The sequence below is a fragment of the Marinobacter sp. EN3 genome, from assembly GCF_000475315.1.
GTDB lineage: Bacteria > Pseudomonadota > Gammaproteobacteria > Pseudomonadales > Oleiphilaceae > Marinobacter > Marinobacter nauticus.
In genome coordinates this window covers 233718-245358 of record NZ_AXCC01000063.1, presented here as the reverse complement: position 1 = coordinate 245358, position 11641 = coordinate 233718, and the positions used below count along the sequence as shown (strand labels likewise).

10 protein-coding genes are annotated in these 11641 nt (G+C 57.8%); 3 read left to right on the top strand and 7 right to left on the bottom strand.

Going from position 1 to position 11641, the window contains the following annotated elements; translation table 11 throughout:
• Positions 1-47: 47 nt before the first annotated feature.
• From ectA to Q675_RS34925, 5 genes are all read right to left on the bottom strand, one after another.
• On the bottom strand, positions 48-563 hold the full coding sequence (ectA, locus tag Q675_RS34945; RefSeq protein WP_022990503.1) for a diaminobutyrate acetyltransferase: 516 nt from the start codon (positions 561-563) through the stop codon (positions 48-50).
• Between the two features lie 149 nt (positions 564-712).
• Positions 713-1669 carry a metallophosphoesterase family protein gene (locus Q675_RS34940; RefSeq protein ID WP_023011980.1) on the bottom strand — a complete coding sequence of 319 codons (957 nt, stop codon included), beginning with the start codon at positions 1667-1669 and terminating at the stop codon, positions 713-715.
• Between the two features lie 21 nt (positions 1670-1690).
• Complete coding sequence (locus Q675_RS34935; RefSeq protein ID WP_023007839.1) at positions 1691-3094, bottom strand: sodium:solute symporter family transporter; 1404 nt, start codon at positions 3092-3094, stop codon at positions 1691-1693.
• Between the two features lie 31 nt (positions 3095-3125).
• Positions 3126-4097, bottom strand: coding sequence for a radical SAM protein (locus Q675_RS34930; RefSeq protein WP_023011979.1), 972 nt, complete (start codon positions 4095-4097; stop codon positions 3126-3128).
• A complete protein-coding gene (locus tag Q675_RS34925; protein WP_023011978.1) occupies positions 4063-6273 on the bottom strand; it encodes an FAD-dependent oxidoreductase in 2211 nt (736 codons plus the stop codon). The genes Q675_RS34930 and Q675_RS34925 overlap by 35 nt, the downstream gene beginning before the upstream one ends.
• A gap of 283 nt (positions 6274-6556) precedes the next feature.
• Here Q675_RS34925 and Q675_RS34920 point away from each other — a divergent pair, with 283 nt between their 5' ends.
• Both Q675_RS34920 and Q675_RS34915 read left to right on the top strand, forming a co-directional pair.
• Positions 6557-7747: an ADP-ribosylglycohydrolase family protein gene (locus tag Q675_RS34920; protein ID WP_011783724.1), complete on the top strand. Its 1191-nt coding sequence runs from the start codon at positions 6557-6559 to the stop codon at positions 7745-7747.
• A gap of 112 nt (positions 7748-7859) precedes the next feature.
• Positions 7860-8468 carry a TetR/AcrR family transcriptional regulator gene (locus tag Q675_RS34915; RefSeq protein WP_011783723.1) on the top strand — a complete coding sequence of 203 codons (609 nt, stop codon included), beginning with the start codon at positions 7860-7862 and terminating at the stop codon, positions 8466-8468.
• Between the two features lies 1 nt (position 8469).
• Here Q675_RS34915 and Q675_RS34910 read toward each other — a convergent pair whose 3' ends face one another.
• Positions 8470-9321 (bottom strand): UDP-2,3-diacylglucosamine diphosphatase, encoded by an 852-nt coding sequence (locus Q675_RS34910; protein ID WP_011783722.1) that lies wholly within the window; start codon positions 9319-9321, stop codon positions 8470-8472.
• 133 nt (positions 9322-9454) lie between these two features.
• Positions 9455-10081 (bottom strand): YbhB/YbcL family Raf kinase inhibitor-like protein, encoded by a 627-nt coding sequence (locus Q675_RS34905; protein ID WP_011783721.1) that lies wholly within the window; start codon positions 10079-10081, stop codon positions 9455-9457.
• 248 nt (positions 10082-10329) lie between these two features.
• Between Q675_RS34905 and Q675_RS34900 the strand changes: the two genes are divergently transcribed.
• Complete coding sequence (locus Q675_RS34900; RefSeq protein WP_011783720.1) at positions 10330-11640, top strand: NAD(P)/FAD-dependent oxidoreductase; 1311 nt, start codon at positions 10330-10332, stop codon at positions 11638-11640.
• The last annotated feature ends 1 nt before the right edge of the window (position 11641 follow it).

Here is an 11641-nt window from a genome sequence, read left to right as displayed (position 1 = left end):
CTGTTCAGATTCGCAGTCAGCGATTCACATACCGTGAATCAGGGCTCTCAGACAGGCTTCGTGAAAGGCCCGATACGCAGCAGGAACTCAGAATCGTGCTTGCCGCCAAAGTGGGTCTCTTTCTCGAAGTGCTCGTGATAGGTGAGCTCGGCTCCCAGATCACGGGCAAATGAGCGGAACAGCGCCCAGGAAGCCTCGTTGTCTTCGGTAATCGTGGTTTCCAGGTGCGTGACGTTCTTGCACGCGTCCCGGCCTACGATTTCCTTAAGCATCCGCTTGGCGAGGCCCTGGCCACGACCTTTCTCGTGTACCGCCACCTGCCAGACAAACACGGTCTCGGGCTGTTGGGGAGGGATGTATCCGGAGATAAAGCCGACCAGATCGCCGTCCTTCTCCGCCGCCACGCCGGTCTCGGCAAAGTGGCTGCACTGCAACAGGTTGCAGTAAATCGAGTTGGGGTCCAGCGGCGGACATTCCGCAACCAGCTGGTGGAGCCTGAAGCCATCATCCTTGGTAGGTTTGCGCAAGGTGATGGCGGTGGTATTCGATCCTTCTGATGTCATAACGTGATCAATTCGCTGCCAAAAGTTAGTGTTGAATTATATAGACCACAAAATATATTTCAAGTCGACCCCGGCCAGCCACTCAACACGGCCCGAGCCTGATAGTTTCAGAATAGACCGGATTGAAGCATTTGCCAGTGACAAATTGGTTACCGGAAAGAGGGAAAAATAATGCCCTCCGGCACAAGATGGGTGCCGTCAGTCAGGCGTCTTCGATAGGACACAGCGGCAGGAGACCCTTCGGGCCAAAGCCTGTCAAACTGAGCCAGCCAGGCATCGATATCGTAAGCGACCGGCATCAGGGAAACATGCAGACCGGGCCGCGCAATTGCCGCCAACGGCTCCATAAAAGGGCTTGTAAAGCCAATGCGGGTAACGAGCCCCCGGGAGTCGGCACGCAGATTACCCATGCCGGCCGCACCGTTATTGGCCACGATCCGTTGTTTTTCATCCACTTTACCGGACCAGATCACCGGCAGACAGGTATGGGCGCAAGCGATCAGGTCGGCACCGGTGGCACGAAACCAGTACGCCAGCTTTTCCTCGCCGCCCGAGGCAATAGATTCGTGAGCCAGCCCCCACCCGGCCAGAGACTCCGGATCACCATGCACGACCAAAACCTTTAGGCCTCCAAATATCATGCAACGGTATCGTGGCAATAATGAGAGTTTCTTTTGAATATCGGGGTGTCGGTCCGCCACCACCTGCAGCCGCCCCATCATCTGATTGGACCGCTCCACCACTCCCTGATCCACATACTCCGGGTACGCGCAGCCACAGCCGGCGCCGGCGTTGGGAATCGAGAGCTCATAATCCACGTTGCCGAGAATCGCTGTGTGGTCCAGGATCCGGCTGTTGATCTCCCGGAACAAAGTGTCGTCAGCGTTAAACCAGTTGAAATCGCCATTGAAGACCAGCTTCACCCGGTGGCCGTGGCGCTCCTCTGCGCGCACCATGGCCTCGATTTCATCAAGGGCGAAGGCATTGCCGTAAAGACCACCGACGATGTACAGCACATCCTCAGAAACCTGCGCCGGCTCTCTGCAAAGAGACTCTGGCGTGTAGCGGTATGCCAGCGGGCAGCTGCGCCCTTCTGTATCAGCCATGATCTGGCCCCTCCGTTCTGGTCAGGCACCTTCGGCGGCCACCGACTTTCCAGCCAGACGCTTTAACAGCAAGGGCAGGAAGAAACACACCGTACAGATCAGGAAACCGTAAGCATTCACGCCCAGCAACATCGCATAGGCACCGTCACCAATCGCCCAGCTTGATGGGATGAGGCCCACCGCCAACAGAACACCAAGACCAAGCCCGGTCCAGAAGCTGAGATGGAAGCTCCAGGGCGACCACTGGGTAAAACCATAGAACAGGAAAACCGGCGCCAGCCCCATGACCATAGTGCCCGAGATGGTCGTCGCCTTGAGGATGTCAGTACCGGCGAACATGGGCAGGTTACCCAGGAAGGCAAAAATCACCATCACCACGGCCCCCACTCTCATGCTCGGCAGCTTGTCCGACGCACGCCGCGCCAGGCGAGGCAGATCCACCGCAAGGGACTTGGCCAGTGAGGTAAAGGTGGAATCGAGAGTGGAACCGGCCGAGGTCATCATCACCACGCTCATGAAGAACAACGCCGCCAGCCCCAGGGACTGGCCCACTGCTGCGGGCGCGTTCCCCATGGCCTCAATGCCGTTAAGCCGGGCGTGAACGCCCACCAGACTGAAAATAAACACCGCCACAAAGCCCAACAATCCGGCGACCACAAAGCTCTTGAGCATGGTCTTTTCCTTGTTCACAAAGCCCCGGTCAGTCAGCACCGGATCGTGGAATGGATAACTGAAAAGTTGCAACAGAGCCACCAACAGCAAGTCGAAACCAGCATTGAGCCGGAACTCACCATTAGTCAACAGGGCGCTGGTGTCGTTGGCAGGGATGATCAGGAACAATACCGCCCCCACAAAGAACACAAACACGAAGGCCTGAATCACATCGGTGAAGATCGAGGACCGGAGACCGCCCTTCAGACTGTAAGCCAGGGTAAACACCGTAAACAGCATCGCCGCCGCGTAATACTCCCACTCGCCGGGCAATCCGAAGTAACCGCCCACCACTGCGGTGTTACTCCAGACCTCGTTATAGAGCCGGATAAGAACCGCCGCGGCAAACGCCAGACTGGCCAGCCGCCCGAAACGCGAGGTCAGAAAATCCTGCAGACTCCGGGCCCCGGTCTGGGTCCGGATCAGGTAAATCACATAGCCTGCCACCGGGATGGACAGCCAGTAACTGGCATAAGCCAGACCGCCCACCACACCATAAGCCGCCCCCAGATTCGCCGCATTAGTCACCGACTTGGCAAAGATCCAGCTGATAAAAATACTCGCCGTCAGCGACCACTGACCCACCGGGTTGCCCTGATCATCGGCGCCCTTATAAAAAGAGTTTGCGTTCTTGCTCTTGGGCGACAGCGCATACATAACCACGCCGTAGACCAGCAGGAATCCCCAGAACAGGGATGCTTCGGTAAAATTCATTGTCGTGTTCCTGGTTTACGGTTTAACGAATCTACACAGGCGCCGAACAACTCGCCCCAAAGCGGTAGCACGAGAAACACCGGTGATGCCGCAACATGATCCGCTCGTCCATACTCTCCGCCAGCGTACCGCCGAGGTCATACTGCGGATCATCGTCCACCAGCGTGCAGGCATACACCCGCACCTGTTCGCCCCTCTTCACCAGCATCCGCGTATAGGTGCACATAAAGTGCGACCGGGATTCCTTCGTCGGATACTTCTCCATGCAGGTCTCGGTGATCTCCGGACTGCCATCTTCCGAACCAGGCGTGCCCAGGTCCGGAAACGCGGTGAACGCGAGGTTCTCCGGAATGCCCCATTCCCGGAAGATCCCACGGAACGCGGCTTCGACATCAGCCGGAATTTCCTTCGGATCGGTCTGGCGGGCAATGGATACCTTGAAACCCTGTTCGATCAACCAACGGATGCCCTGCAAGGCCTCATCAAAGCTGCCCTCGCCGCGGTCCTTGTCATGCCGGGCGCGGTCGGGAAAATCCAGGCTCACCCGGAAGTGGATCGGATAGGGATTATCCAATAAGGGCAGCACCTGGTGCTGGCGCTTGTGCAGCGGCTCAGTGGCGTTGGTGAGCACAAAGCAGGGGCGGTACTGGCTCGCGTAGTCCAGGATATTGACGAAATCCCGGATCACGAAGGGCTCACCACCGGTGAAGGAAAACTGCTCCACGCCCATGTCAATGGCTTCGTGGATAAACGGTTTCACGTCAATGAGCTTCATGCCCGGGATGCGGCCATCACCGGGATGGGAACCCTCCAGGCAAAACGGGCAGGCCAGGTTGCAGGCGGTACCGGTGTGTATCCACAGCTCTTTTAGCCTGTCGGCATCGATGTATCCCCGGGGATCACCGTTGCGGGTGTGGGTCCAGCTATCACGGGCCCGGGGTTCCAGAACTTCCACGGCCGGAATGCGTTTAGCGCGGGCCGGTCGGGTTTTGGTCAGGGGCATAGTGGCTCCTTGGTGTATTCGTCTTTTTCCCACGGCGCCAGCCATGGAGCTTCTCCAGCAGCTTCAGAATGCCTTCAGGGGCATGAGAGCGCTTCCATTCACCGGCCGCGTACTTGGCCGACTCGTTCCAGGTCGGGTAGGGGTGAATGGTGCCCAGGATCTTGTTCAGGCCCAGACCGTGTTTCATGGCCAGGGTGAACTCGGCCAGGATTTCCCCGGCGTGCGTGCCCACCACCATAGCGCCAAGAATCTTGTCTTTGCCCGGCGGAGTCAGCACCTTGATAAAGCCATGGTCCTCGCTTTCGGCAATCGCCCGGTCCAGGTCATCCAGGCCGTAACGAGTAACCTCGTAGGCCACGCCCTTTGCCTTTGCCTCAGCCTCACTCAACCCAACTCTGGCCACTTCCGGCGAGGTGAACGTAACCCAGGGCATTACCCGGTAATCCACCTTGAAGCGCTTGAACTGCCCGAACAGACCGTTGACGGCCGCGTACCAGGCCTGGTGGGCCGCAGCGTGAGTAAACTGGTACGGGCCGGCCACATCGCCGCAGGCGAACACGTTCGGATAACTCAGACTCATGTCCTCTTCCACCGGTACGGTGCCATTGGGCAAAGTGTCGACGCCAATCCTTTCCAGGTTCAGACCGGAGGTATTCGCCGCACGACCCACAGCCACCAGAACCTGATCAAAGGGAATGCGAACCCTCTGACCCTCGTAATCGCAGTACGCAACCTTCTCTCCTTCCTCTATACGGAACTCAGCCGCTGAATGTTTCAGCCGGACATCAATTCCGTCGGCTTCAAACTGTTTGAGCACCAGTTCAGAGACATCAGCATCTTCTTTGGCCAGTAGGCGCTCCCCCCGCTCCACCTGAGTGACCTGAGTGCCAAGGCGGGCAAACGCGTGCGCCAGCTCTGAGCCAATGGGACCACCACCCAACACCAGCAGGCGTTGCGGCTGCTCCTGCAATTCCCACAGGTTATCGGAGGTCAGTGGCTGCATGTCTTTCAGTCCGGGGATCGGCGGTACCGCCGGTTTGCCACCGGTGGCCACGATGATGCTGCGAGCTGTCAGGCGCTCGGTACTACCATCATTATGTTTGACCTCCAGTTCCCAGGGCGACACAAAACTCGCCTCACCAGAGATGCAGTCCACACCCAGCTTGCGATAGCGCTCTGGAGAGTCGTGGGGCTCCACTTTTGCGATAACGTCCTTCACCCGGTTCATTATGTTTTTGAACGAGCCTTTTACGGGCACGGACTCCAGACCGTAACGATTGGCGTGGCGCAGGGTATCGGCAGCCTTGGCGCTGCGTATCAGGGCCTTGGAGGGCACGCAGCCGGTATTCAGGCAGTCGCCACCCATCTTGTGTTTTTCAATCAGGGCCACCTTGGCTTTCACCGCCGCAGCAATATAGGCCGAGACCAGACCTGCAGATCCACCGCCGATGACCAGCAGGTTGTAGTCGAAATGCGCGGGTTTCTGCCAGCCGGCATACACTTTGCGGCGGCGGATAAAGCCCACCACAAACTTGGCAATCAAGGGAAAGAGACCCAACAATGCAAAGGAAAGCAGCAGGTCAACCGAGACAATGTCACCGGTGGACTCGATCTGACCCAATTGAGTGCCTGCGTTTACGTACACAAAAGTGCCAGGCAACATGGCAACCCAGCTCACCACGGCATAGGTGCGCAGCTTCATGGCGGTCAGGCCCATGGCCAGGTTGATCAGGAAGAAGGGGAACACCGGCACCAGGCGCAGGGTGGCCAGGTAAAACGCCCCGTCTTTTTCAATTCCTCGGTCCATTTTCACCACGGTTTCCCCGTAGCGCTTGCGTAGCGTGTCCCGCATCAAGAACCGGGCCACCAGGAAGGCCAGGGAGGCACCGATGGTTGAAGCAATGGAGACGGCAGCCAGGCCATAAAGATTTCCGAAGAAAGCGCCGCCCGCCAGGGTCATGATCGTAGCCCCGGGCAGGGACAGGGCTGTTACCGCCACATAGATCAATGCATAGCCCGTTACGGCTAGCACCAGGTTCTGATCAATCCACTGTTCGATTGCACCCTGGTGGGACTGGAGATTTTCCAGGGTAAGCAGTTTGTGCCCGTCGAAACCCAGGAAGATCCCTACGAGAGCGGCGATGATAAGAAGAAGTAATAACTTGCTGCGATTCATATCCATGCCTGTCTGTGGTGTATAGACCATACGCTGTTATAGCAAAGACACGATCACACGCTGGATGTTACACCGCTTATAAATAATTATTTTTGAGCACTCGCTAAAAAATAGTCGAGATTTGACTAATTCCGCAACAATATGCGCCACCAAACAAGCACCTTTCTTTCAATCAGATACACTTTCCACATTGTTTGATGAGATTTCCAAGCGTCCGCTGGCCTGGAGCAAGGCCAACTGAGCACAGACGACTTCTTCAGCGCACAGAAAACGAGGGAATCCGATGGCCAATGATGCAATACGCGCCATGAACTCTGACATGGTAGCCGCCCTCGCCGGCGGCTGGGTTGCTGATGCCGCCAGTCTTGGCCTGCACTGGCTTTACGACAGTGATCGCATCCACGACGTTGGCGGAGAATACCCGGAATTCCTCCCGCCCAAAGCGGATTATTTCGAAGGCGGTTTCGGATACTTTGCTCATGGCGGAAAAAAGGTCGGTGACATCAGCCATTATGGCGCCGCGACCGGGGTTCTTACCGACAGCCTTTTGGCTAACCAGGGTCACCTGAACATTCGTGACTACCAGCGACGTTTCCGGGCCTTTTTTGGCCCCGGCGGGACATGGCAGGGCTATATCGACAACCCCACACGGGTAACGCTGCATAACCTCAACTCGATCGAGCAGAGCGCGATTGAACGGGCCCAGGCCTCAACGGCTGCCAGTCTCACGGATCAGCAGAAGCGCCTACTCGTGCAGAAAGTGTTGCCCTACACGAGCCGTCTGAGTGGCGATCAACTGGCTGGCCCGGTGCGCAAAGCCATTAATCTGACCTATCACGAGACAGACATTCAGGAGGCCGGCGTCCACCTCGCGCAAACGATCGACCAGCACCTGCTACCGGAAAGCGGCGCTAATGACATGCAACTACCGGCTGTGTCCAAACTGCCTCCGCTCGTGGCCTGTTATCTCGGTAGTGATGACCTTCTGACAACAACCGAAGCGGCAGTACGGGTAACCAACCACAACGACGAAGCCGTAGCCTGGGCGAAGTGCGCAGCAAGACTCCTGGAGAGTCTTTATCTGGGCAAATCTATGTCAGAGTCTTTGGACGCTGCCACGGCCGAAGCGCCGGAACCCTGCAGCCTCAACAAAGCGCGAGCTGATGAACAGCTTGATCCTGTCGGTGCCGCTGAGTCGTTCGGGCGCACCTGTTACTTGAAGGAGGCCATGCCGGTCATTTTTCATATCCTCAACCATGCCACGAGTTACGCCGAAGCTGTTCGTGCCAACATCCAGTGCGGTGGAGACTCCTGCGGCCGCGCCTGGATCATTGGCCCGGCCATGGCTGCAATTCATGGCGTTGGCGGAGAATACGGCATCCCTCTGAGCTGGCTGGCCCGGGTTAAGGGCGCAGCGGCCATTTACAGGGATGTTGAGTTGTTGGTTGGTATGAGGGCCGAATCTAACCAGTAAACCTGACTTACCCTGGCAGTTCAGTATCAGCAAACGACCTCGACATATTTCAGCGCGATCATTGAAGATATAATTGAGCGTATACTCAACAAACAATCAGGCGGTGAACCCAATGCCCAGACCTCCAAGCTATGATCGGGAAACTGCCCTTGCCAGCGCGGTCGGCCTGTTCTGGCACAAGGGCTACCATGGCAGCTCCATGAAGCAGATTGAGCAGGCTCTGGACATGCGCCCGGGCAGCATCTACGCAACATTCGGCAGTAAAGACGGGCTGTTTTCGGAAGCGCTGGCAAGGTATGCGCACCAGGCAGGCGAAGATCTTGCCTGCCACATGGCCGGCTACCACAATGTGCTGGATGGCCTGCAGGCTTTTCTGGTCAAGATCGCCAGGAGCTGTTCAGAGCCAGACTGCAGCACCCCGGCGCGGGCCTGTCTGATTGTGAAAACGCTGCTTGAATCCAGCAACACCAACACCGCGCTCCATCAAGAGGCAAAGGCCTTACTGACCGCCATTGAAAATGCCTTTACCGAGTTACTGGAAGCCGCCAGAAAGCAGGGCGAGCTGGCGCCCGACACAGATTGCCGACGCCTGGCCAGACTGTATCAGAGTCAGATCATGGGGCTTCGTTCCATCGCCGAACGGGAGCTATCTCGGACCGACCTCGAACAGTTGGGTCAGGATATGGCGGCTATCCTGGAGCCCTATCGGGTCCGGAACTGAATCACCGGGCGGGACCGTTGATTTGCTCCAGAAACGCCGCCGGTAACGCATCAATCACGGGCCGGGCGTCGCCGGCCAGCTCCGGGTTCGGCGTCTCCGGTTCCTGACTCAGGGTCACAGGCGATTCGGACCAGTGCAACAGTTCCAGCCGACCGTTTTCCCGCTCCACCAGCGCGGTGCAGTGTTCCACCCAGTCGCCATCATTACAATAGAGCCCCTCTTCGCTGCGCAGGAAGCCCGCCGAGTGGATATGGCCGCAGATAAAACCGTGATAGTGGCCTTTTTCCGCCGCGGTCAGCGCCGCCAACTCGAAACGGCGGATAAAGGTTCTCGCCTTGCCAATCCGGCTTTTGATCCAGGCCGCCAACGACCAGTAGGGCTTGCCCTGTAATCGCCGCAGGGCGTTGAACCAGCGGTTCAGACGCAGCAACAAGCCATGGGCGCGGTCTCCGACCAGCAGCATCAAAGGGCTGCAGCGAACCACCTGGTCAAACTGGTCGCCATGGCAGACCAGAAACTGACGGTCGTCGGCGGTGGTATGCACGGCCTTGTACTGCAATTCGATGCCGGAAAACGTCTGGCCACAGAAACGCCGGAAAAATTCATCGTGATTGCCCGGGATGTACACCACCCGGGTTCCCGTTGCGGCCAGCTCCAGCAGCTTGTGGATAACCTGCCGGTGGCTGTCGGGGAAATGAGCCCGTCGCTGCATGGCAATCAGGTCGACGATGTCACCCACCAGGTAAAGGGTCTGGCACTGAATGTTGTTCAGGAAATCCAGCAGATAGTCCGCCTGGCAATCGGCGGTACCCAGATGGACGTCGGATATGAATACGCTTCGATACTGTCGCATGGTGCCTCCGGTGAGAACAGGCCTGCTTTCAGGATCCTGACATCACCTTGGCAACACCCAGTGACACCGGGGTGACAGCACCAAGACAATTTGATGAAAGCGGAGCCGATGTGGCCGGCTCCGCTGGCTGCAACTACGGGCGAAGGGCGGGATTAAGGGTGTAGGTGCCGGTTACCCGGGCACTGGCCAGCACATGTCCGGCCATGGCCTGACGCACGTCGTTGCCGTCAAATTCACCCTCCAGGCCCAGGGTGTCTACATCCAGAGCATGCACTTCAAAGTGGTAGTGATGGATGATTTCATCATTCCAGGGCGGGCAGGGGCCGTCATAACCGGCATAGGTACCGGCCATGTCCGGATTGCCGGCCAGAAACTGGGTGTAATTGTTCACACCACGGACACCAATCGGGCCTGGTCCATAATCCTTGCCCTTGGGACTGACACCATCGCTGTCTTCACCCTCCGGGATCCGCTTTGTGCCAGCGGGAATATCCACCAGCAGCCAATGGAAGAAATCGACACGTGGCAGGTCGGCCGGTACGGTCTTGCCTTCCTGATTGACGTCGTCGGCGACGCTGGGCACATCCGGGTCAAACATCATCACCACGAAGCTTTTGGTGCCCTCCGGTGCACCGTCCCAGACCAGCTCCGGATTCCGGTTGGGACCAAAACTCATGTGGTCCTGTTCACTGAACACACCGAAGGCAAACTTTTCCGGTACCGGCTGGCCTTCCTCAACACCTCGAACCTGCAGTTTCACGTCGCTTTCTCCTGTCTGTTCTTCAAGTGGATGAGAAGTTTGTAGCAGCGCCAACGGCTCTGTGTCCAGCCCGACAATACTGACGATGGAGCCAAGAGGTACTTGGGCTCAATTGTCTCGCTCCAACATCGGCGGTAGTATACGCCCCTGTATTAGCTCCCTAATCATAGACATTCAGGCCAGTGACGACAGCCAAGCGCTTTCATCCGAGAGCGTTTGGCTCTCATCACTTAAAGGTCTGAAACGTTATGGAAAACCTTCATCACATAGTCGTGGTCGGCGGCGGAGCCGGCGGCCTGGAACTGGTCACCAGTCTGGGCAACAAGCTTGGCAGAAAAGGCAAAGCCCGTATTTCCCTGGTCGACGCCGGTCTTACCCATGTGTGGAAACCCCTGCTGCATGAAGTGGCCTCCGGCTCGCTGGATGCCAGCGCCAACGAAATCAATTACCGCGCCCACGCCCGCAAGCACCATTACGAGTTTCAGCTCGGCCGCATGAGCGGTCTGGACCGGGCCAATAAAGCGATCGTGATTGCCCCGTTCCGGGATGAAGAAGGCCAAGAAGTAGTACCGGAACGGCGCCTTCATTACGACACCCTGGTGATTGCCGTTGGCAGCACCGCGAACGACTTCGGCACCCCCGGCGCACAGGACCACTGCCTGTTCCTGGACAGTCTGAAGCAGGCTCGCCGCTTTCATAACCTGATGCTCAATGCCTTCCTGCGCAAAAACCACGAAGCCCTTCAGGGCCAGCCCCATGCCCTGAACATCAGCATCATTGGTGCCGGAGCCACGGGCGTGGAACTGGCCGCCGAACTGAGACTGGCATCCCGCGAATTGCCCATCTACGGCATGAACCACCTCAAATCTTCCGATGTTTCCATCAGCGTGATCGAGGCGGCCGACCGCATATTGCCTGCGCTGCCCGGGCGCCTTTCCGCCGCAGCCACCCGGGAACTGGAACGCCAGAAGGTCAAGGTATTGACCGGACAACCTGTAAGCGAGGTGCGCGAGAACAGTCTGATCATGAAGGACGGCACTGAACTGCCCTCGGAAATGACCATCTGGGCCGCTGGCATCAAAGCACCGCCGTTCCTGGCGGAACTGGACGGCCTGGAGACCAATCGCGGCAATCAGCTGCTGGTGGAACAGACCCTGAAAACCACCAAAGATGCGGATATCTTCGCGTTTGGTGACTGCGCCGCCTGCCCGCAGCCGGAATCCGACCGGCCGGTGCCACCACGTGCCCAGGCCGCACACCAGCAAGCCGATGCCCTGTTCAAAACCCTCTGCAACCGGCTGGAAGGCAAAGAAGCCGTTCCCTTCGTGTACAACGACCATGGCTCACTGATCAACTTCAGCAAATACACCACCGTCGGCAACCTGATGGGTAACCTGTCCGGCCGCAGTATGTATATCGAAGGGAAAGTGGCCAGGCTGTTCTATGTGTCGCTGTACCGAATGCACCAGGTAGCCTTGCACGGTTTCCTGCGAACCGGCGTGATCTGGCTGATGGACAAGATCAGTCGGGCCATGCAGCCACGGTTGAAGCTGCACTGAT